We start from the raw sequence: 21,069 nt of genomic DNA on the forward strand, positions 1-21,069 counted from the left end.
AATGAAAAGAAGCAATCGAACACGGGCGCGAAGCTTGGATACATCGATAAAGATAAAGGGTTGAAGCTTGCGCCGTCGTGCAAGTCATGGGTTCGGGCCAGGTGACTGGGCGCATTCCACGAGCCAGTCGATCAACACCTGCAGACGTTTGGGCATCGGGTCATGATGCGGGTAGACCAGGTAATAGCCATAGTTGGGGGTGTCGACGAAACCGCCGAACGGCAGGACCAGTTCACCTTGCGCAATGCGCGTTCTGACCAGTTGTTCCCGGCCGATCGCGACGCCTGTGTGGTTCAGTGCCGCGAGCGTGCAAAGGTCGGAGCGATCGAAGGTGAGGAACCGGCGCGGGAGGCTGATACGCGCACCTGTGGTGCTGGCCCAGAGCTGCCATTCGGCATCGAATGCAGCGTTGTCCCAGGCCGCTACATCATGCAATGTGGTGCATTGATCCAGCCGGTTCAGGTCATTGGCCAATGCATGGGTCTGAGCGTAATGAGGTGAGCACACCGGGGCGATTCGCTCGTTCATCAAATGGATGCTCTGCAAACCCGGATGGTGACCATCCGAATAACAGAGGACCAGGTCGATCTTGCGGGTGCGGTAATCGATGCTCTCGTTGCCCACCCTGATATCGAGCTGGATGTCGGGGTAACGGGTGGTGAACTGCGCCAGCCGTGGCACCAGCCAGCACTGTGCGACTGACGGGCGTACATACAGCGTCAGCTGGCCGGCGATTTCGGCGTGCGCGCGTGCCTGCACGGCCTCGCTGAGCTCATCCATGGTGCGCTGCATGACCGCGAACAGGCGCTCGCCGTCTTCGCTGAGGCTGACTTTGCGCGGCATGCGGTGGAACAGCTTGAGCGCCAGTTCATCTTCCAGTCGATTGATGCGATGGCTCACGGCACTGGCCGTCAGGCACAGCTCATCCGCCGCGCGAGAGAAGCTCAAGTGCCGTGCGGCCACCAGAAAGACATGCAGGCTGCCCAGGTGCGAGCCACTGAGTTTCACGGCGCCGCCGCTGGGCTTTTTCATGGTTCAATCCTTCCTGTGCAGTTCACTGATTGCGGTTACACGCTGCGCCCTTTCGCCAGGTAGGCGTTGAACTCATCTTCCGGCACCATGCTGCCACCGGTTCCCCAGACGAGGTGGGTTGCCTCCTGCAGCTGGGTTGGGGTGAAGCCTTGACGAGCCAGGTACTCGTCTGCCTGCAATACCCGTAGCATACCGGGTACGCCGGCCAAGGCAGAAGGTTCCAGTTTGACCTTGTCCTGCTCATGGGCGATGACCATCAAGCGGTACAGTGCTTCGTCGGTCACGGTGTAGTAACCATCGATCAGCCGCTGCATGGCTTTGCCGACGAACCCGGATGGCCGCCCGACCGCCAGACCGTCGGCGGCGGTGATGTTGTCGATGCCGAAGTCCTGCACACTGGTTTCATCGTGCAGGCCGGTGTACACGCCCAGCAACATGCAAGGGGAGTGGGTGGGTTCGGCAAAGATACAGTGCACCGCATCGCCGAATACCAGCTTCAACCCGAACGCTACGCCGCCAGGGCCGCCCCCTACGCCGCAAGGCAGGTAGACGAACAGCGGGTGATCTGCGTCCACCTGGATGCCAGCCTGGTCGAACTGGAGGGCCAGCCGTTCAGCGGCGACGGCATAGCCCAGGAACAGCTGAGGCGAGTTCTCGTCGTCAACGAAGTAGCAGCTGGGGTCGGCTGCCGCCTGTTGGCGCCCTTGCTCGACCGCAACGCTGTAGTCAGAGGCGTGCTCGACCACGGTCACGCCGTTGGCACGCAGCTTGTCCTTTTTCCACTGCCTGGCGTCGGACGACATGTGCACGCTCACCTGGAAGCCCAGCTTCGCGCTCATGATGCCAATCGACAAACCCAGGTTACCGGTCGAGCCCACGGCGATCTTGTACTGGCCGAAGAAGGCGCGCGCCTGCTCGCTTGCCAGCCGGGTGTAGTCATCCGTTGGCGTGATCAGGCCGGCCGCCAGGGCCAGGTCTTCGGCATGCTTGAGTACTTCATGAATACCACCCCGGGCCTTGATCGAGCCGGAAACAGGCAAGTCGCTGTCTGCCTTGAGCCACAGGCTGCCGGCGTTGCGCAATGCGCCTTCCTCGATCAGCCGTTGGCGAAGCAGCGGCAATGGGGCGATGTGCGACTCGATGATGCCACCGGCTGGCGCTGTTTCGGGGAAGACTGTTGCCAGGTACGGCGCAAACCGCTGCAGCCGTGCGCTCGCCGCCTGCACGTCTGCAGCCGTGAGGCCCACGTCGCGTAGGGCTTCGGATGCCTGGGCGATACCCGGGTTGAACCAGCTTGTTTCTTTCAGGGCGACCAGGTCGGCGATGATCGGGTGGCTTTGTTGCCAGGCTTCCAGGGTTTTTCCGTGAATCATGATTTCACCTGTTGTGCAGTCTTTGCAGAGTAGATCAGACAATTTTTGAAAGGAGCAGGGTCAGGCACAAGGCGATCACCGAGGCCAGCACTGTCGCCGCAGTGAATTTTTTCAACGCATCGCTGAGTGACAGCCCCAGATACTCCTTCACCACCCAGAACGCCGAATCGGTAATGTGTGTCCAGCCGATGGCGCCTGCACCGATGGCGATCACCAGGATTTCCCGGTTGTATTCGGGGTGTTGGCCCAGGATCGGCATGACCATGCCGGCCGCGCTGATCATTGCCACCGTGGCCGAACCGACCGCGAAGTGCATGATCCCAGCGATCAGCCAGGCGAGGATGACCGGGTTGAGCTGGGTCTGGTTGAGCACGTCAGCCAGCGCCTTGCCGATGCCGCTACCGACCAGCATGTCGTTGAAGGCGCCGCCGGCACCGATAATCAGCAAAATACCGGCCAGGGGCGGGAAGCAGCGCTGGGTCAGGTTGAGCAACTGCGCCATGTCCAGGCCGCGGCGCAGGCCCAGTGCCCAGTAGCCGAACATAACCGACAGCGCCAGGGCGATCAGTGGGTTGCCAACGAAGGCCACCCACTCGTACAGCGTGGAGCCCTTTGCCAGCACCATGACGGCCAAGGTTTTGCCGACCATCAGCAGCAACGGCAGCAGGACGGTGGCGAGGGTAATGCCGAAAGCAGGCAGCGGCTGGTCATTGACCTGGGCCTCGGTACGTGCCGAAAGGAAGGTATCTTGCGCTTGTGTTGCGCCGCGCTTGCAGGCGAAGCGTACCCAGACCGGGCCGGCGATGATGGCAGTGGGCAAGCCAACGATCAGGCCATAGAGGATGACCGTGCCGATATCGGCATTGAGCATGCCGGTAATCGCCGTAGCAGCTGGGTGTGGCGGCAGAATGCAGTGCACCACCATCAGCGAGGTGGCCAGCGGGACGCCGAGGTACAGCATGCTGATGCGGGTTTGCCGGGCAACCACGTAGATCAGCGGAATGAGCAGCACGAAGCCGACCTCGAAAAATACCGGGATGCCAGCGATGAAGCCCACCAGCATCATGGCCCATGAAGCATTGCGTTCACCCAACAGGTTCAGCAGCGTGGTGGCGATGCGCCTGGCCCCACCCGACTCTTCCAGCAGTTTGCCGAGGATACTGCCCAGGCCGATGATGCCGGCAAGAAAGCCCAGCGTGCTGCCCATGCCTTTTTCGAACGCGGCAACCATGGCCGTCGGCGGCATGCCGGTACCAATGCCCACCACCAGGCTTGCGGCCAGCAGTGCCAGGAAGGGGTGGACCTTGAGCTTGCTGATCATGACCACGATCAGCAGTATTGCAGTGCCCAGAACGATTAATGAGAACGTTGGAGTCATCGTATAGTTATCTCTATCGCTGATCGCTTCCGTGCGAGCTTCTTGTTGGTTTGCAACCATTAGATTTCAGCGATTTGATCGACTCAAACGATCACTCCTCACACCATAGGTGAGCCCATGTCATGCATGGCGTCAGCACTCATTGTCGCGCCGACCAGGCGCAATTCAAGGCTGCCATCGCGATCGCCAGTGCCGCCCCGGCGTAGGCCCAGATCGCTGGCACCTGCGGCAGCAGCACACCCGCCAGCATCGGCCCGAGCCCCGCGCCAATGTCACGCCACACGGCGTTGCCGGCCAGCGCCTGGATGCGTTGTTGCGGGTTGCGCAGGGCCACCAGTGTCATCACCAGCGGCAGTTGCAGGGCGCGTAGCACCAGCACGAAGAAGGCGCCGATGAACAACCAGTGGCTGGCAAACAGCAGCAGCGCCAGCGACGTGGCCAGTGACAGCGCTACCAACATGCGCAGCGGCCCGAAGCGGTCGGCCAGGCGCCCGCCGAAGGGGCTGAAGAGCATTTCGCTCAGGTAGCGCACCGCCATCAGCACGCCCGCTGCCAGCACGCCGGACTCCCCCAGGTGGGTTTGTGCGTAGAGCGAGAGGCCGAAGATGAACAAGCCGTCCAGGGTCACCCCTTCGATGAAGGACCAGGTAGCGATGCTGTCGGGCAGGCGCAGGCGCCGGCCCCCGCGGCTGGCGACCGCGTGGCCGGTGCCGGGCAGGGCGCGCGCACGCCACAGCCCGAACAGAGCACCGATGCAGAGCACGAAGAACACACTGCGCGGGCCGTAGGCCTGTGCCATCAGCGCACCCAGCGGCAAGGCCAGCATTGGCCCGATGGAAAGGGTCGCTCGCGAGCGTCCCGCACGGCGTGCCGCCCCTTGTACCTCAGCGGTAGCGAGGGTTTGGGTACTCAGGTTGAACGTGGCAAAGCACAGGCCCCAGACCAGGCGCAGCAACAGTAGCGCGGCGAAACCGGTCAGCATCGCATTGCCCAGTGCGCACACGGCGGCGGCGAAGGCCGCAAGGCTGCAGGCCGCGCGGTCGCCATGGCGGGCATAGAAGCGCACGACCCAGCCGTAACCGATGATGCGCACCAGGCGGTTGGCCGCCAGCAGCACGCCAGCTTCGGCCAAGGTCACGCCGAAGTCGGCTGCGTACATCGGCAGCAGCAGGTAGAGCAGTACGTCACTGGGCAGGCACAGGCTGAGCACCTGGGCCGCGTTGCGCGAGTCTCGGTCGGCGCGTTGGGTTTGCACCGGAGTGGCGACGGACGACATGACAATCTCGTGACAAGGGGAGGGTGCAGGATAACCTGCGTCGCTTCCCCAATGAAACCTGGCCACGGCGCCTCATTCAGCCATAAGGCGGCGCCGGCAGTTCAGCCAGGAGTGTCTTCAACCCGTCGCTCCATTGCTTGCGAATTTGCTGGTAATAGGCATCGTCGCTGTTGATGCGCCTGCGTGTCATGCTCTCCAGGCTGTTCTTGCGGTACACCAGCAAGTCCAGCGGCATGCCCACCGACAGGTTGCTGCGGATGGTGGAGTCGAACGAAATCAGGCCACAGCGCAACGCTTCATCGAGCGGCGTGCGGTAATCCAGGTTGCGGTCGAGTATGGGCCGGCCGTACTTGCTTTCACCCAGTTGCAGGAACGGAGTATCCGGCGTGGCCTGAAAGAAATTGCCCTGCGCGTAGACATTGAAAATGGCCATGGGCCCGGCGGCTATCTGGCCGCCGACAATGAATGAACTGCTCAGGTCGATGCCCGCGGTGAGTTTGCTGCGGTCACGGCTGACCACTTCGCGCAGGGTGTCGGCAACCAGCACCGTGGCATCGAAAAGCGTGGCAACGTTCAGCAGGTGCTGGCCGCTGCCTAGAGTACGCTGGCGCAGCAGGTTGACCACGGACTGCGAGGTCGCCAGGTTGCCGGCGGTCTGCAGCACGATCAGCCGCTCGCCTGGCACGCTGAAGACGAACAACTTGGCAAAGGTGGAGATCTGGTCGATGCCGGCATTGGTGCGTGAGTCGCTGATGAAGACGAGCCCGTCCTCCAGGTGCATGGCGACGCAGTAAGTCATGCGGTTTCCCTTGTGTTGCGTATGGAGTGGCCTTGCCGCGCTCGCGCGACAAGACCTGCCTGCAGCCAACCTGTCACTGGCGATGAACGTGGACGCTGGCCTGCATCGATTCGACGCCGCCGCCACGGCGCACCCCCCTGACTGGGCAGGCATCGAGGTAGTCCAGGCCAACTGCCAGCTTCAGGTGACGTTCTGGGCGCGTCAGGCGGTTGGTGACGTCGAAGCTGAACCAGGCGTCGTTGATCCACGCTTCGGCCCAGGCGTGGCTGGCCAGATGCTGCTCGTCCTCGGTGCACAGGTAACCGGAAACGTAGCGTGCCGGCACCCCCAGGCTGCGTGCGCAGGCCAGGAAGGCATGGGTGTGGTCCTGGCACACGCCAGCGCCACCCCTGAACGCTTCGATGGCTGTGGTGCCCACCGAGGTGGCCCCAGGGCTGTAGGGCATGTGCTCGGCCAGGCCTTGCATCAGCCCCGTCAATGCCCCCCGGTCGCGATGCTTGCCGCACTGCCGGTTGGCGAAGGCCTTGAGTGTGTCATCGGCTTGAGTCAGTCGGCTGTCACGCAGGAAGGGCAGAGGCGACTGGCTTTCGCCCTCCTGCTCGCAATCCGGGTCGATCTCTACCTGGCCACTGGCAGTCAGTGCAAGGTGCCCGTGGGGTTTGTCCAGGGTCAGCACATGCAGGATGTTGCCGTACGGGTCGATCTGGCTCTTGACCTTGCTGGGAAGGACCAGTTGCCAATCATCGATGCGTTGGCGTTCGCTGCTGCGTGGCGTCAGGCGCAGGAACTGAATGCTGTTGCTGACGTCGCTGGCGTAGCTGTAGGTAGTGTCGTGGCGAATGCACAGTTTCATACAACCTCCAGGTAGGAGTGATGGACCGCCTGGCCCAGTTGGTTGACGCGGCCGATGAAGTCGGTCAACCAGGCGTGCAAGCCTGCGTCGAGGACTTCGTCGATGGCGGTGTAGCGCAGGCGCGCATTGAGTTCGGCGGCCATGCGCTGGGCGGCGCGCCCACTGCTGCCGGGCAGGCCGGCCAGAATCAGGTCCAGCTCCTCGATGCAGGCATGCAGCGAGCGCGGCACGTCCACCCGCAACAACAGCAGCTCGGACACCGGCCGGGCACTGGGCGCCGCGCGATACAGCTCGTTGAAGGCTTCATACGAGGTCAGCGCCCGCAGCAGGGCGCTCCATTGGTAATAACCGCGGGCGGAGCTGTCGCTGACCTCTTCGGAAGCCTCGCCGAACATTTCGTAGCGCGCATCGAGCAGGCGCAGGGTGTTGTCCGCCCGTTCCAGGAAGGTCCCCAGGCGGATGAAACTGTAGGCGTCGTTGCGCATGATGGTGCCGGAGGTCGCGCCACGGAACAGGTGCGAGCGCTCCTTGACCCAGTCGCAGAACTGGCTGATGCCATAGCGGCCAAGGCCATTGCTGGCGATGTTGCGCATTTCGATCCAGGTGGCATTGATGTTCTCCCACATGTCGGCGGTGATCCGGCCGCGCACCGCATGGGCATTGGTCCTGGCGGCCTGCAGGCAGCAATAGATACTGCTGGGGTTGGTCGCGTCGAGGGCGAAGAAGTGCAGCATGCGCTCGGTGTCGAGCTCGGTGTGCCGGCGGATGTAGTCGTCCAGTGTGCCGGAGGCCAACAGCGACATCGCCAGCTCGGCATGGCCGTCGCTGCGCCCAGCCTGTGGCATCAGCGACAGCGAATAGCTGACCTCAAGCATGCGCGCGAGGTTTTCTGCACGTTCCAGGTAGCGGGACATCCAGTACAGGTCCGAAGCGGTTCGCGAAAGCATGGTTCAGTCCTCCACCACCCAGGTGTCCTTGGTACCGCCGCCCTGCGACGAGTTGACCACCAGCGAGCCTTCCTGCAATGCCACGCGGGTCAGGCCGCCGGGCACCAGGCGCGTTTCACTGCCCGATAGCACGAACGGGCGCAGGTCGATGTGGCGCGGTGCGATGCCACTGTCGACGAAGGTCGGGCAGGTTGAAAGGCACAAGGTGGGTTGCGCGATATAGGCGTGCGGGCGGGCTTTGATGCGCGCACGAAAGTCCTCGATCTGGGCTGCAGTCGACGCCGGCCCGACCAACATGCCATAGCCGCCGGAGCCTTGGGTTTCCTTGACCACCAGTTTGGGCAGGTGGGCCAGCACATGGGACAGGTCCGCCGGCTTGCGGCATTGCCAGGTCGGCACGTTGTTGAGGATCGGCTCTTCGCTCAGGTAGAAGCGGATCATGTCGTCGACATACGGGTAGATCGACTTGTCGTCGGCCACGCCCGTGCCCACTGCGTTGGCCAGCACCACATTGCCGGCACGGTACACCGAGATCAGCCCCGGTACGCCCAGTGTCGATTCCGGGTTGAAAGACAGCGGGTCGAGGTAGTCGTCGTCCAGGCGCCGGTAGATCACGTCCACTTGTTGTGGGCCGGCGGTGGTGCGCATGTAGACATGCTCGTCACGCACGAACAGGTCAGCGCCTTCGACCAGCTCGATACCCATTTCCCGGGCCAGAAAGGCATGCTCGAAGTAGGCGCTGTTGAACCGGCCAGGGGTGAGCAGCACGGCAGTGGGGTTGTCCAGTGGGCTGGCGCTCTTGAGTGTGTCCAGCAGCAGGTTGGGGTAGTGGTCGATGGGCGCGATACGCTGCGCGGCAAACAGTTCGGGGAACAGGCGCATCATCATCTTGCGGTCTTCGAGCATGTAGCTGACGCCGCTGGGGGTGCGCAGGTTGTCTTCCAGCACGAAGTAGCTGCCATCGCCGTCCCGCACCAGGTCGACCCCGGCGATATGGGCATACAGCCCACGGTGCAGGTCCAGGCCCTGCATGGCGATCTGGTAGCCCTCGTTGGCCAGTACTTGCTCTGGCGGGATGATGCCGGCCTTGAGGATGCGCTGGTCGTGGTAGATGTCCTGCAGGAACAGGTTCAGCGCCTGCACCCGCTGGATACAGCCACGCTCGACCGTGCGCCATTCGCTGGCGCGGATGCTGCGCGGGATGATATCGAAGGGGATCAGGCGTTCGGTGTCCTGTTTGTCGCCGTACAAGGTGAAGGTGATGCCAGCGCGGTGGAACAGCAGATCGGCCTCGCGCCGGCGCTGCTCCAACAGCTCCAGCGGGGTGTTGGCCAGCCAGCGGGCGAACTCCTGGTAATGCGGGCGGCAACTGCCGTTCGCTTCGTACATTTCATTGAAAAAAGCCCGGGACATACCCACTCCTTGCCGCCGTCGCCGGCAGCTTCATTGCTGTTTTTCTGGGTTCTACAGGGTGCTGCCTTGCTGGGGTCGGTGGGTGCTGTGAGCCTCGGTTGCAAGTGATCGTCTATGCGTCATGCGCACAATTGCCTTTGCAATGAAGGTGCCTAAAGGCCTGTGGCGTTCCGAAATAGAGTGGAACGGGCGCGAAAACAGCAAATAGGTGCTGCTTCAGGTTGCCAGTACACGGCGGTGTTCGCCTCGGCCCCAAACAAGCAACACCTGGCTGGAAGAAGACGTGCATCAAAAAAGGGCACTTTGAATCCGCTTATGGGTTTTGACCCGCGTTGGGGCGTGCAGCGAGCAGGCTGTCCGGTGTCACCTGCGAAGAGGGCGGTATTACTTGCCAGAGCGCTCGGGAGCAAGCTTCGGAGGTAATGGCTTATGGACCTGGCACCTGATGGATGGCACTGACGAATACAGCGGTGGCACAATAATGGCGGTCACCTTTGTAGCGTTTGCGCAAGGCTGGCGCTATTTCCAATCTTTCGTTTGCCAGGGACACCCATGCGTCAACCAATAAGAACGCTGAACGCCGAAAACATACACGCCATCAAGAGTGAGTTTGAACAGAGCCTTGATTGCCTGGGGGCGTCAATTCAAGGCAAGCACGGTGTTCAGCTATTGACTTCGATCAAGCGGGATAAGGTGGGGGCCGGCCCCTACCCGCAGGTCACCCTCTTTGAAGCTGCCAACCGAATCATGTCCGACCTGGTGATCCTCAATGGCATCGCTGGCCTGCTTAGAGAAAAAACATTCCCGTTCACCGAATACACGGTGGAGTTTGGAAATGAAGACAAGAACGGCTTCGACATTCGCGCCTCCTCCCCCAGCGAAACGCTGATTGGCGAGGCCTTCAATGTCGCGCCGTCGTTCTTCCAAGGCAAAAAGGCCAGCGCCCTGCGCAAGTTACGTCAAGGCGGCGCTGCCGCACGCTACAAGCTGCTCATGTTCAATTCAGATGCCACACCTGAACGGTATTCAGCCAAGCATGAACCGGGCACCTTCCACATTGCAGTCGATATTGCCTCCGGCATGATCTCGGTGCGCTGCGCGCCGGTGACAGCGTAAATTTCAACAACGAAAAGATCAGTCCAAAACCTGCTGCACGGTTCGTCAGGAGGATGAGCATTTCAGAGTGACTACGTATTTGCTGAAGACATTGCTCAAAGACATTTCTAGACGGCGTCGAGATGAGAGGCCGTCCTCACGGTACAGGCAGCCAAATCCTCCAGAAAGGCCTGCAGGATAGGCGGGCGCGACACACCGCGCCGGGTAGCCACATCGAAGGGCGAGCTGAGGTCCAGCGTGTTGGCCCCCAGGCGGCGCATTTCGCCGGTCTTGACCCATTGCTCGGCAAAGTGCACGGGCAAAAAGCCGATATAGGCCCCGGAAATGATCAGGATCGCCGCTGCCTCGATGTTCTCCACCGTCGCATCGGCCTTGGTGATGCCCAACTGCTCCAGGTCGTACTGCTGCATGTAGCCGCGCACCACGATACGGCTTTGGCGCACGTCCTCCATCAGTCGGCCGTTGCCCGCATTGCTGGCAAACAGCGGGTGACGCCTGCCGCAGTACAGGCCAAGCGCCTCGTCATAAAGCGGCAGGTAGGACAGCCCGGCGACGCGCATGGGGAAATGGCCGATGGCCAGGTGCAGCCTGCCGTCCAGCACGCGCTCTTCAAGTTCTGCCGGGGCACCGATGTAGATGTGCAGGTGGGCATCATGCCCACGTGAAACGAAGCGTTGGGTGGTGCGCGGCAGTGGCGAGACGGGGTCGGTCAGGGTGGAGTCGATGATGCCCAGGTTGAGCTTGCCGCTGATGTGCTGCTTGAGCACGTCGGCGTCCAGGCAAAAGCTCTCCACGGCACTGAGCAGGCGCAGGGTTGCCTCATGGATTGCCACCCCTTGCTCGGTCAGGCGAAAGCCACTGCGCCCGCGCTGGCAAAGCCTGACCCCCAGGCGGGTTTCCAGGTGCGACATCTGTTCGCTGATGGTCGACTGCCCGGCATTGAGCGCCGCTTGCGCTGCGGAAAAGCCGCCGCACCGGACGATAGTGGTGAATACCCTGAGCAGCTTCAGGTCGACATCGTGGAGCTGGATCACCGTAGCCTCCCGGCAGAGCCTCACATCGCCAGTGCTGATATGAGCGCCCATGTATTGTTCTTGTTGCGCAAGCTAAACATGAGCGCCTCGCCACTGCAATGCCTGGCATTTTCTGGACTCGCTGCCTGCCAATACTTCGGGCTATGGCGATGTATGTATCTGCACTTGCGCATTTTTCCCCGCCAACCTGGTTGCCATAGTGGCTGCAACGGTGGTCGAGCAGTCGCCCCGTCTCCTGACATAGAACAACACGTGGAGAAAGCAGAACATGGCAAAGCACGGTTACGAGTCTGGCCGCCTGAACCTGCCCTTCGTGGGCCATTGCACGTTCGCCAAGGCGCCGGTATGCACCGACTGGGCGGCAATCGACGCCGATGTGGCGATTTTGGGGGCACCCAACGACATGGGCACCCAGTGGCGTTCGGGTGCGCGTTTTGGGCCGCGCGGCATTCGTGAGGCATCGACCTTGTTTTCCTTCGGCCATGCCGGTGCCTATGACTTCGAAGATGACGCCACCTACCTGACCGAAGACCAGGTGCGCATGGTCGATGTGGGCGACGCCGACATCGTGCACACCGACATGGCCAGCAGTAACGCCAACATCGAGTCGGCCGTGCGGCAGATTCTTGCGGCGGGGGCGATGCCGGTGGTGCTGGGCGGTGACCATTCGGTGCATGCCCCGGTGATCAAGGCGTTCGAAGGCCATGGGCCGATCCACATCGTGCATTTCGACGCCCACCTGGATTTCGTCGACGAGCGCCACGGCGTGCGCTACGGCCACGGCAGCCCGCTGCGCCGCGCATCGGAGCTGGAGCACATCGTTGGCATGACCCAAATGGGCATCCGCAACGTGTCCTCATCCAACCGCGACGACTACGACGCCGCGCGTGACGCCGGTTCGCAGATTCTTTCGGTGCGTGACGTACGTCGGTTGGGCTGCGAGGGCGTGCTGGCGAAAATTCCTGAAGGCCGCAACTACTACATCACCATCGACATCGACGGCTTCGACCCGTCCATCGCCCCGGGCACTGGCACGCCGAGCCATGGCGGATTCTTGTACTACGAAGTGCTGGAGATCATCCAGGCCCTGGCCCGGCGCAGCCATGGCCGCATCGTCGGCATGGACCTGGTCGAAGTGGCCCCGGCCTACGACCCCACCGGCATGACCTCGATCCTGGCCGCACAATTGCTGATGAACAGCATCGGCTTCATCTTCCACGCGCGCGCCAACGCCCGCTGACCCGGAGACTGTACTGTGGACAACAAGGTTAAAGCCTACTTGCAGGCCTTTGGCGTTTCCGAGGCGACCCAGCGTTTTCTCAGCAAGCCGCAGCGCATGTTCATCGGCGGTGCCTGGCTGGAGGCCAGCGACGGAGGTACCGCCGAGGTCATCGAGCCCTCCACCGAAGGGGTACTGACACGCATCCCCATGGGCACCGCAGATGACCTCGACCGTGCCGTGTGCGCCGCGCGCGCGCAGTTCGACGGTGGTGCCTGGCGCCAGCTGAAGCCGCTGGAGCGCGAGCGCCTGATTCATCGCCTGGCCGACTTGATCGAAACCCACGGCGACGAATTGGCGCAGATCGAAGCCATCGACATGGGCAAGTCGGTGGTGCAGGCGCGCGCAGTCGACATCCAGGGCACGGTCGATACCCTGCGCTATTTCGCCGGCTGGGCCAGCAAGATCCACGGCCGGACGGTCGAGCCTTCGCTGCCTGGCAACTACCTGGCGTATACCCGCAAGGAGGCAGTGGGTGTGGTCGGCGCCATCGTGCCGTGGAACTTCCCCCTGCAGACCATGGCCTGGAAACTGGGCGCGGCGCTGGCCACCGGCTGCACCGTGGTGGTCAAACCGGCGGAGCTGACCTCGCTGTCGGCGCTGCGCTTTGCCGAGCTGGTACAGGCGGCAGGTATTCCCGATGGCGTGGTGAACATCGTGACCGGGCGCGGCAGCGTGGTCGGCCAGGCGATGTCCAGCCACCCAGGCATCGACAAGCTGAGCTTTACCGGCTCTACCCCAGTGGGGTGTGCGGTGGGCAAGACGGCGATGGACCAGATGAAGCGCCTTACCCTCGAACTGGGTGGCAAGTCCCCGGTGATCGTGTTTGCCGACGCGGACATCGAGGCGGCGGCGCAAGCCGTGGCCAATGGGGTGTTCTTCAACTCTGGGCAGGTGTGTGATGCCGGTACCCGTGCGTATGTAGAGCGCAGTGTCTATCCGGCATTTCTCGACGCGTTGGCACGCTACACGGCGACGTTGAAGATTGCCCCAGGGCTTGACCCCGATTGCTTCATCAGCCCGATGGTGTCGCAGCAACAGCAGCGGCGCGTGCTGGACTATATCGCCCTGGGTAAGGCCGAAGGCGCGCAGGTGCACTATGGTGGCGAGCTGCTCGACGGCCCCGGCTTCTACGTGCAGCCGACGATCTTCGCCCATTGCCGCAATGACATGCGCATCGTCAGCGAGGAGATCTTCGGCCCTGTGCTGGTCACTCAGCCGTTCGACAGCCAGGAGGAGGCACTGCAGCTTGCCAACGACTCGCTGTTTGGCCTGGCAGCGGCGATCTACTCCAACGACCTGGGCAAGGTGCATGGGCTGATCCCGCAGCTTCGCGCCGGCACCGTATACGTCAATGCCCACAGTACCCTCGACCCGGCCATGCCGTTCGGTGGCTACAAACAGTCCGGCTACGGCAAGGACCTGGGCGCGGAACAACTGGAGTTTCTGCTGGAGACCAAGGCGGTGTGGATCACCTTGCCCTGAGGTTCAGGGCCGGCCTGCGTCGCTGAGGTTTGGCGAGCGACGCGGGTTCAATCAAGCATCGAATTTCAAGAACAAGAACCTGTAGAGGTGATGCCGATGAACAGCCAAGTGGATGTAGAGCGTGCGCAAGACCTGGAAAGGCGCCTGTGCGCCTATGAGGAACTGGAGAGGAGGGCGCATTGGCCGGGCGCCCTGACGGCGGCAGATGTGGTCGCACTCGCTTTGCTGGTGCTGGTGATGATCGCTGGCGCGTACTACCTGGGAGGCCACCCATGAGTGCTTCCCGTGAGCAGGAGTTTCGCCTGGGTGCGGAACGTGGTGACACCCCCTTGCTGCCCAGTGAGCGGGTGTGGGGTTTTTGGGGCTTTGCCTACGCCAACTCGGCGCTGGCGGTGGCTACCTGGGTGTTCCTGATCGGCGGTGCCACGGCGCTGTTCGTCGGCCCCTTGCAAGGGATTGCGGCGATCATCATCGGCAACATCATCGGCGTGGTCCTGGCAGCCTCGTCCACCTGCCTGCCCTGCGGCAAGTACGGTGTCGAGCAGTTCACCTTCCTGCGCAGCATGTTCGGCCTCAATGGCAGCCGCCTGGTCTACTTCCTCTCGGTGGTGGTGCTGACCATGGGTTGGCTGGCGGTGCTGGGGCTGATGTGCGGGCGGGCGCTGGACAACCTGCAGACCCTGGTGCACCAGGCCCAACCCAGCGGCGACGGTTGGCTGGTGACCGGCGGGGCGTTGCTGGCCATTGTGCTGGCAGCGCTGGTCGCCATGCGCGGGCCAGACATGATCCGCCGCCTGAGTGCGGTGATCGCGCCCAGCCTGATCCTGATCATGCTGGCGCTGATGTACTTCATTTCGCGCCGCTACAGCCTTGACCAGCTGCTGGCCATGCCGCCCTTGCAGCCACCGTTCGAGAACCCGCACGTCAACTTCATGGTCGCGGTGGAAATCAACATTGCCGCGGGCTTTTCCTGGTGGCCCTACATCGGCAACCTGTCGCGCCTGTGCAGCAACCAGCGTACCGCCTTCTGGCCCAACCTGGTGGGCATCTTCGGTGCCGCTTCACTGGGCGAGTCGGTCAGCCTGTTCGCCGCCACCACCCTGGGCAGCAGCGACCCTACCGCCTGGATGCGCCTGGCCGGTGGCATGGGCTTTGGCATCATCGCCCTGAGTTTCCTGGCGCTGGCCAACCTGACCGGCATGGTCAACATCCTCTACACGGCGGTGATCGGCCTGCGTCAGCTGGCCGGGGAACGGCTGCGCAGCATGGGCTGGGGGGTATTGATCACGCTGTTCTGCATCATCCCGGTGGTGATCGTGGTGCTGGTGCCGGGTATCTACGATGGCTTCTTCATCTTTTTGGTGTGGACCTCCGCACTCAACAGCGCCCTGGCCGGCATTGGCATCGCCGATTACTTCTTCCTTCGCAAGCAGCGCTTGAACCTGCGCCAGCTCTACGCCGAACCAAGCGTGTCACCCCTGCGCTACTGCAAAGGCTTCAACCCCATTGCGCTGGTGGCGCTGGTGGCGGGCTTTGCGATCTATGTGGTGGTGTTCAACCCGCAGACCCTGGCCCATACCGACTTCTTCACCTTCGCCACGGCCTCGCTACCGTCCTGCCTGCTGGCCGGGCTGGTGCATTACGGCTTGACCCGACTGCTGGCCGCGCGCCTGGGTTGGGGCGGCTACCCAAAGCGTAACGAACGCAACTTCGAGGCCGTCGGCCTTCGCGCACAGGACTAGAACAATGACCAAGCGATACGACTACATCATCATCGGTGCGGGCTCTGCCGGCTGCGTGTTGGCCAACCGCCTCAGCGAAGACGCCGGTACCTCGGTGCTGGTACTGGAGTTCGGTGGCAGCGACCGCAGCGTGCTGATCCAGATGCCCAGTGCGTTCTCCTTGCCGATGAACACCAAGAAATACAACTGGCACTACGAGACCGTGGCCGAGCCGCATCTGGACAACCGGCGCCTGCATTGCCCTCGGGGCAAGGTGCTGGGCGGCTCGTCGTCGATCAATGGCCTGGTCTACATCCGCGGCCATGCCTGTGATTTCGATGAGTGGGAAAGCCTCGGCGCGAAAAACTGGAGCTACCGCAACTGCCTGCCGTACTTCAAACGTGCCGAGCAGTACAAGTTCGGTGGCGACGACTACCGGGGCGGCGCCGGGCCGCTGTCGACCAACAACGGCAACAATATGCAGAACCCGCTGTATGGTGCCTGGGTCGAGGCGGGCGCCGAAGCCGGCTACATCAAGACCGATGACTGCAACGGTTACATGCAGGAAGGCTTTGGTGCCATGCACATGACGGTGAAGGACGGTGTGCGCTGGTCCACCGCCAATGCCTACCTGCGCCCGGCGATGACCCGGCCGAACCTGACCGTGATCACCCATGCCATGACCCGGCGCATCCTGCTCGATGGCAAGCGGGCGGTGGGCGTGGAATATGACCATGGCGGGCAGACGCACAAAGTCATGTGTAACCGGGAAGTGCTGGTGGCGTCCGGCCCGATCGGCTCACCGCATTTACTGCAGCGCTCTGGCATCGGCCCAGCGGCGGTGCTGAAAAGCGCCGGCATTGAGGTGCGCCACGACCTGCCGGGGGTGGGCGAGAACCTGCAGGACCACTCGGAAATCTACATCCAGTATGCGTGCAAGCAACCGGTGACCCTCAACGGCAAGATGAACCTGCTGGGCAAGGCCATGATCGGCTTGCGCTGGCTGCTGTTCAAGGACGGGCTGGGGGCCAGCAACCACTTCGAAGCCGGCGGTTTCATCCGCTCGTCCAAGGGCTTGCGCTGGCCGGACATCCAGTTCCACTTCCTGCCGGCGGCCATGCGCTACGACGGCGACAAACCGTTCAAAGGCCATGGTTTCATGGTGCTGACCGGGCCCAACAAGCCCAAGAGCCGAGGCCATGTGCGGGCGTTGTCGGCCGACCCGTACCAGCATCCGCAAATCCGCTTCAACTACCTGGAGAGCGAAGAGGACCGCGAAGGTTTCCGTCGGTGCGTACGGCTGACCCGCGAGATCATCGCCCAGCCGGCCATGGACCGCTACCGTGGCGAGGAGCTGGCGCCCGGGCCGCAGGTGCAGACCGACGAAGAAATCGACGCCTTCGTGCGCGCGAACATGGAAAGCACCATGCACCCGTGCGGCTCGTGTCGTATGGGTGAGGATGAGATGGCGGTGGTCGATTCAATGCTGCGCGTGCGTGGATTGCAGGGGCTGCGGGTGATCGACTCGTCGGTGTTCCCGAGCGAGCCCAACGGCAACCTCAACGCGCCGACTATCATGCTGGCCGAGCGCGCAGCCGACCTGGTGCGCGGGCGTCAGCCGCTGGCGCCGGTCGATGTACCGGTGGGCCTGGTGGGGGGCTGGGAGGAGGAGCAGCGTAGCCGCAAGCCCGTGCGGGAGATGCCTATCCGTTAAATATCCGCTTGATGGGGTCAACGTGGGAGCGGCCAAGGCCGCTTCCACAGAGGCCAGTCGATGATTGTGGAGTGAATACGCTCCATTGGAATGATTTCGATACGTGGCGGGCAAGTGCAGTGCTGCCGATGCCTCCGGCAGTTAAACCGCCTGATTGATACGAATATATGGAGTGACTTCTTTACAGGAAGTACCCGTGCTCTCAATAAACCCCCTCTAACTAGCGCTATTTGCACTTGGCACAGACCTTGCTCCCGACCTTGCACTCGATCGGCGTTGAAAGTTGTTCATCCGGTCTCGAGCGTTGAACTTGTGACGTTATAAAAACAATTAAACTAGCAAGGTACATGACAATGAATAACTTGCCGCACGGTCACTGCCCGCCTGAGGGCGATACTCACGAACTCAAGCGCAACCTGTCCAACCGCCATATCCAGCTGATCGCCATCGGCGGTGCCATCGGCACCGGCCTGTTCATGGGCTCTGGCAAGACCATCAGCCTTGCCGGGCCTTCCATCATCTTTGTCTACATGATCATCGGCTTCATGCTGTTCTTCGTCATGCGGGCCATGGGCGAGCTGTTGCTGTCCAACTTGAATTACAAGTCGTTCATCGATTTTTCCGCCGACCTGTTAGGGCCGTGGGCAGGCTTCTTTACGGGCTGGACTTACTGGTTCTGCTGGATCGTCACCGGTATTGCCGACGTGATTGCGATCTCTGCCTATACCCAATTCTGGTTCCCGGACATGCCGTTGTGGATACCGGCACTGGCGTGCGTTGGCCTGTTGCTCACGCTGAACCTGATGACGGTGAAGATGTTCGGGGAAATGGAGTTTTGGTTTGCCATGATCAAGATCGTGGCTATTTGCGCCCTGGTCTGCACAGGCTTCTACATGGTGGCGGCAGCGTACCAGTCGCCGGCCGGGCATGCGGCCGCGCTGGCCAACCTGTGGAACGACGGGGGGATGTTCCCCCATGGTGCCATGGGTTTCTTCGCTGGCTTCCAGATCGCCGTGTTTGCCTTCGTCGGAATCGAGTTGGTTGGCACAACAGCGGCCGAAACCAAGAACCCTGAGCGCAACCTGCCGCGGGCGATCAATTCGATTCCGGTGCGTATCATCGTTTTCTACGTGCTGGCGCTCATCGCCATCATGGCCGTGACCCCCTGGCGTGAAGTGGTGGCCAACAAGAGCCCCTTTGTCGAGCTGTTCGTGCTGGCCGGTCTGCCTGCCGCCGCTGGCATCATCAACTTTGTGGTGCTGACCTCGGCCATGTCCTCGGCCAACAGCGGGGTGTTCTCCACCAGCCGCATGCTCTATGGCCTGGCGGTGGATGGTGATGCGCCCGGCAAGTTCAGCGCACTGTCCAGCCGTGCCGTGCCTTCCAATGGCCTGATCTTCTCCTGCGTGTGCCTGACCGGTGGGGCATTGGTCATCTACTTGGTGCCGAACATGCTCGATGCCTTCACGCTCATCACCACGGTGTCGGCGCTGCTGTTCATGTTCGTCTGGTCGATCATCCTGCTGTCGTACTTGGCGTACCGCAAGCAGCGTGACCCGTTGCACCAAGCGTCGAAGTACAAGATGCCGGGCGGCACCTTCATGTGCCGGGTGTGCCTGGCGTTCTTCGCCTTCATCCTGGCGTTGCTGGCCCTGGAAGCCGATACCCGCATGGCCTTGTACCTGGTACCGGTGTGGTTTGCCGTGCTGGGGCTGGCGTACCGCTCCATTCGGCAGAAGAAACAGGAGACCGCGCAGTTGTCGTTCGACGCCGATTGATCGGCACATTCACGTTTTGCCCAAGGGGGACGGCGCCATTGCGCTGTCCCCCTGTTGTCTTTCTGCCAGGCAGGGCTTTGGATAAGGAGCTTTGATGAGAATCCACGTCACTTTCGTCGACCGTGTCGGTATCACTCAGGAAATCCTGTCGCTGCTTGGGGCGCGCAACCTCAACCTGGACGCGGTGGAAATGATTCCGCCCAACGTCTACATCGATGCCCCAACTTTGTCTCCGGCCGTGCTGGATGAGCTGTATGCAGCCCTGTTGGGTGTGGACGGTGTGCAGGAGGTGTCGCTGGTCGACTTCCTGCCTGGCCACCGCCGGCGCCTGCAGCTGGAAGCCTTGCTGGCGGCCATGAGTGACCCGGTGCTGGCTGTGGACCCCGCTGGCCATGTGCTGTTGGCCAACCCGACGCTGGTCAGCCTGGTGGGCCGCGAGCCGGCGGGGGAGCCGTTGAACAGATTGTTTGCCGAGCCGAACCTGGCCCGCACCCTGATCGACAAGGGCTTTCGCCTGCCGATGTGCGAGGTGAGCTTTCAGGACCAACCGTTGCTGTTGGAGGCTACGCCCATCAGCGGCGGGGCCGATGGCCTGGTCGGTGGCCTGCTGACCCTGTACCCGGCGAGCCGCATCGGCGAGCGCCTGGCCTCGTTGCTGCATGACAACGCAGACGGGCTGGGCGCGTTGTTGGGGGAGTCGGCGGTGCTGCAGGCGCTCAAGGCACGTTTGCACAAAGTGGCGAGCCTGGAGGCACCCTTGCTGATCCAGGGCGAGACCGGCACCGGCAAGGAGCTGGTGGCCCGCGCCTGCCATGCGCTCAGCGCCCGGCGCGACACGTCTTTCCTGGCGCTGAACTGCGCGGCACTGCCCGAAAGCCTGGCTGAAAGCGAACTGTTCGGCTATGCCGCTGGTGCCTTCACCGGCGCCCAACGTGGCGGCAAGCCAGGCCTGCTGGAACTGGCCGACGGCGGAACGGTGTTTCTCGATGAAGTGGGCGAGATGTCGCCGTACTTGCAGGCCAAGCTGTTGCGCTTTCTCAATGACGGCAGTTTTCGCCGGGTAGGGGGCGGCAACGAAGTGCGGGTGAATGTGCGCGTGGTCTGTGCCACCCACCGCAATCTGGAGAGCATGGTGATGGAGGGCAGTTTTCGCGAAGACCTGTACTACCGGCTGAACGTGCTCAACCTGAAGGTGCCGCCGCTGCGTGAGCGGGGCAAGGACATCCTGCTGCTGGCCGAACACTTTCTGCGCCAGGCCTGTGCGCAGATACAGCGTGGGCCATGCCGTCTGGCGTTGGCGACCCATCCGCTGCTGCTGGGCAATCGCTGGTCAGGTAACGTGCGCCAGTTGCAGAACGTGATTTTCCGCGCCGCGGCGATCAGCGAAGGCGAGGTGATCGACTGCGATGACCTGGAGCTGGCCGGTACCGCGTTGAGCAGTCAGCAGGCTGACGGGGCCGAAATCATCAGCCTGGAAGCCGCCGTTCAGGCCTTTGAAAAGTCCTTGCTTGAAAAGTTGTACGAGAGCTACCCCTCGACTCGGCAGTTGGCCGTGCGTCTGCAGACGTCTCACACTGCCATCGGCCAGCGCCTGCGCAAGTACGGGATCGCCAGCCGGGCTTTGTAACCGGCTCGGTGCGAATGCGCTCCGCTGGAGCGATAGCGCTCCGTTTGTCTGTGAGGCGCGCATTCAATGGGCGGCCCCAAAAGAAGCAGGCAGAGGGCTCAGGCAGTGGAGCGAATACGCTCCGCTGCAGGGGGGCGAAAACACTACGATACGTTTATAAGCACCTGATAAATATAAATAAATACTGATTGGCATTGCTCTTGCTCTGGTATCCGGCAGCCCCGCGAAGGGGCCTACCCAATAA

17 protein-coding genes are annotated in these 21,069 nt (G+C 62.4%); 8 read left to right on the forward strand and 9 right to left on the reverse strand.

What is annotated here, in order from left to right:
- Positions 1-84: 84 nt before the first annotated feature.
- The 8 genes from dsdC to APH35_RS19230 form a co-directional block, all read right to left on the reverse strand.
- Positions 85-1,032 (reverse strand): DNA-binding transcriptional regulator DsdC, encoded by a 948-nt coding sequence (gene dsdC / locus APH35_RS19195; RefSeq protein WP_060492470.1) that lies wholly within the window; start codon positions 1,030-1,032, stop codon positions 85-87.
- A gap of 35 nt (positions 1,033-1,067) precedes the next feature.
- A complete protein-coding gene (locus APH35_RS19200) occupies positions 1,068-2,405 on the reverse strand; it encodes a D-serine ammonia-lyase (RefSeq protein WP_060515287.1) in 1,338 nt (445 codons plus the stop codon).
- A gap of 34 nt (positions 2,406-2,439) precedes the next feature.
- Positions 2,440-3,783, reverse strand: coding sequence for a GntT/GntP/DsdX family permease (locus APH35_RS19205; protein ID WP_060515288.1), 1,344 nt, complete (start codon positions 3,781-3,783; stop codon positions 2,440-2,442).
- A gap of 139 nt (positions 3,784-3,922) precedes the next feature.
- Complete coding sequence (locus APH35_RS19210) at positions 3,923-5,059, reverse strand: MFS transporter (RefSeq protein ID WP_012272732.1); 1,137 nt, start codon at positions 5,057-5,059, stop codon at positions 3,923-3,925.
- Positions 5,060-5,135: 76 nt separating this feature from the next.
- Entirely contained in the window at positions 5,136-5,858 is a 723-nt protein-coding gene (locus APH35_RS19215; protein ID WP_012272731.1) for a proteasome-type protease, read from the reverse strand.
- A 73-nt stretch (positions 5,859-5,931) separates the two neighbouring features.
- Positions 5,932-6,711, reverse strand: a complete 780-nt coding sequence (locus APH35_RS19220; RefSeq protein ID WP_012272730.1) for a transglutaminase family protein — start codon at positions 6,709-6,711, stop codon at positions 5,932-5,934.
- A complete protein-coding gene (locus APH35_RS19225) occupies positions 6,708-7,658 on the reverse strand; it encodes an alpha-E domain-containing protein (protein ID WP_012272729.1) in 951 nt (316 codons plus the stop codon). Before APH35_RS19225 ends, APH35_RS19220 begins: the two co-directional genes overlap by 4 nt.
- Positions 7,659-7,661: 3 nt before the next feature.
- Positions 7,662-9,071, reverse strand: a complete 1,410-nt coding sequence (locus APH35_RS19230; protein ID WP_012272728.1) for a circularly permuted type 2 ATP-grasp protein — start codon at positions 9,069-9,071, stop codon at positions 7,662-7,664.
- Positions 9,072-9,623: 552 nt separating this feature from the next.
- Between APH35_RS19230 and APH35_RS29070 the strand changes: the two genes are divergently transcribed.
- A complete protein-coding gene (locus tag APH35_RS29070) occupies positions 9,624-10,187 on the forward strand; it encodes a hypothetical protein (protein ID WP_012272727.1) in 564 nt (187 codons plus the stop codon).
- A gap of 107 nt (positions 10,188-10,294) precedes the next feature.
- Here APH35_RS29070 and APH35_RS19240 read toward each other — a convergent pair whose 3' ends face one another.
- Positions 10,295-11,221 carry a LysR family transcriptional regulator gene (locus APH35_RS19240; RefSeq protein WP_060515297.1) on the reverse strand — a complete coding sequence of 309 codons (927 nt, stop codon included), beginning with the start codon at positions 11,219-11,221 and terminating at the stop codon, positions 10,295-10,297.
- A gap of 268 nt (positions 11,222-11,489) precedes the next feature.
- Between APH35_RS19240 and speB the strand changes: the two genes are divergently transcribed.
- From speB to APH35_RS19275, 7 genes are all read left to right on the forward strand, one after another.
- Complete coding sequence (gene speB / locus APH35_RS19245; protein ID WP_012272725.1) at positions 11,490-12,461, forward strand: agmatinase; 972 nt, start codon at positions 11,490-11,492, stop codon at positions 12,459-12,461.
- Positions 12,462-12,476: 15 nt separating this feature from the next.
- Positions 12,477-13,985 carry an aldehyde dehydrogenase family protein gene (locus APH35_RS19250; protein ID WP_012272724.1) on the forward strand — a complete coding sequence of 503 codons (1,509 nt, stop codon included), beginning with the start codon at positions 12,477-12,479 and terminating at the stop codon, positions 13,983-13,985.
- A 96-nt stretch (positions 13,986-14,081) separates the two neighbouring features.
- Positions 14,082-14,261 (forward strand): hypothetical protein, encoded by a 180-nt coding sequence (locus APH35_RS19255; protein ID WP_012272723.1) that lies wholly within the window; start codon positions 14,082-14,084, stop codon positions 14,259-14,261.
- Positions 14,258-15,727, forward strand: a complete 1,470-nt coding sequence (locus APH35_RS19260; RefSeq protein ID WP_060515289.1) for a cytosine permease — start codon at positions 14,258-14,260, stop codon at positions 15,725-15,727. The genes APH35_RS19255 and APH35_RS19260 overlap by 4 nt, the downstream gene beginning before the upstream one ends.
- 4 nt (positions 15,728-15,731) lie before the next feature.
- Positions 15,732-17,420 (forward strand): choline dehydrogenase, encoded by a 1,689-nt coding sequence (betA, locus tag APH35_RS19265; RefSeq protein ID WP_012272721.1) that lies wholly within the window; start codon positions 15,732-15,734, stop codon positions 17,418-17,420.
- A gap of 353 nt (positions 17,421-17,773) precedes the next feature.
- Entirely contained in the window at positions 17,774-19,198 is a 1,425-nt protein-coding gene (gene cycA / locus APH35_RS19270; protein WP_123109003.1) for a D-serine/D-alanine/glycine transporter, read from the forward strand.
- 94 nt (positions 19,199-19,292) lie between these two features.
- Complete coding sequence (locus tag APH35_RS19275) at positions 19,293-20,825, forward strand: sigma-54-dependent transcriptional regulator (RefSeq protein ID WP_060515290.1); 1,533 nt, start codon at positions 19,293-19,295, stop codon at positions 20,823-20,825.
- Positions 20,826-21,069: the final 244 nt, after the last annotated feature.

The organism is Pseudomonas sp. NBRC 111132 (genome assembly GCF_001320565.1).
Lineage (GTDB): Bacteria > Pseudomonadota > Gammaproteobacteria > Pseudomonadales > Pseudomonadaceae > Aquipseudomonas > Aquipseudomonas putida_P.

Bases quoted from the DNA above. Each gene is read 5' to 3' on its own strand.
- APH35_RS19275 (WP_060515290.1), top strand. From the start codon at position 19,293: ATGAGAATCCACGTCACTTTCGTCGACCGTGTCGGTATCACTCAGGAA.
- APH35_RS29070 (WP_012272727.1), top strand. From the start codon at position 9,624: ATGCGTCAACCAATAAGAACGCTGAACGCCGAAAACATACACGCCATC.
- APH35_RS19215 (WP_012272731.1), bottom strand. From the start codon at position 5,858: ATGACTTACTGCGTCGCCATGCACCTGGAGGACGGGCTCGTCTTCATC.
- betA (WP_012272721.1), top strand. From the start codon at position 15,732: ATGACCAAGCGATACGACTACATCATCATCGGTGCGGGCTCTGCCGGC.
- dsdC (WP_060492470.1), bottom strand. From the start codon at position 1,032: ATGAAAAAGCCCAGCGGCGGCGCCGTGAAACTCAGTGGCTCGCACCTG.
- APH35_RS19255 (WP_012272723.1), top strand. From the start codon at position 14,082: ATGAACAGCCAAGTGGATGTAGAGCGTGCGCAAGACCTGGAAAGGCGC.
- APH35_RS19225 (WP_012272729.1), bottom strand. From the start codon at position 7,658: ATGCTTTCGCGAACCGCTTCGGACCTGTACTGGATGTCCCGCTACCTG.
- APH35_RS19200 (WP_060515287.1), bottom strand. From the start codon at position 2,405: ATGATTCACGGAAAAACCCTGGAAGCCTGGCAACAAAGCCACCCGATC.
- APH35_RS19230 (WP_012272728.1), bottom strand. From the start codon at position 9,071: ATGTCCCGGGCTTTTTTCAATGAAATGTACGAAGCGAACGGCAGTTGC.
- APH35_RS19260 (WP_060515289.1), top strand. From the start codon at position 14,258: ATGAGTGCTTCCCGTGAGCAGGAGTTTCGCCTGGGTGCGGAACGTGGT.
- APH35_RS19210 (WP_012272732.1), bottom strand. From the start codon at position 5,059: ATGTCGTCCGTCGCCACTCCGGTGCAAACCCAACGCGCCGACCGAGAC.
- APH35_RS19220 (WP_012272730.1), bottom strand. From the start codon at position 6,711: ATGAAACTGTGCATTCGCCACGACACTACCTACAGCTACGCCAGCGAC.
- cycA (WP_123109003.1), top strand. From the start codon at position 17,774: ATGAATAACTTGCCGCACGGTCACTGCCCGCCTGAGGGCGATACTCAC.
- APH35_RS19205 (WP_060515288.1), bottom strand. From the start codon at position 3,783: ATGACTCCAACGTTCTCATTAATCGTTCTGGGCACTGCAATACTGCTG.
- speB (WP_012272725.1), top strand. From the start codon at position 11,490: ATGGCAAAGCACGGTTACGAGTCTGGCCGCCTGAACCTGCCCTTCGTG.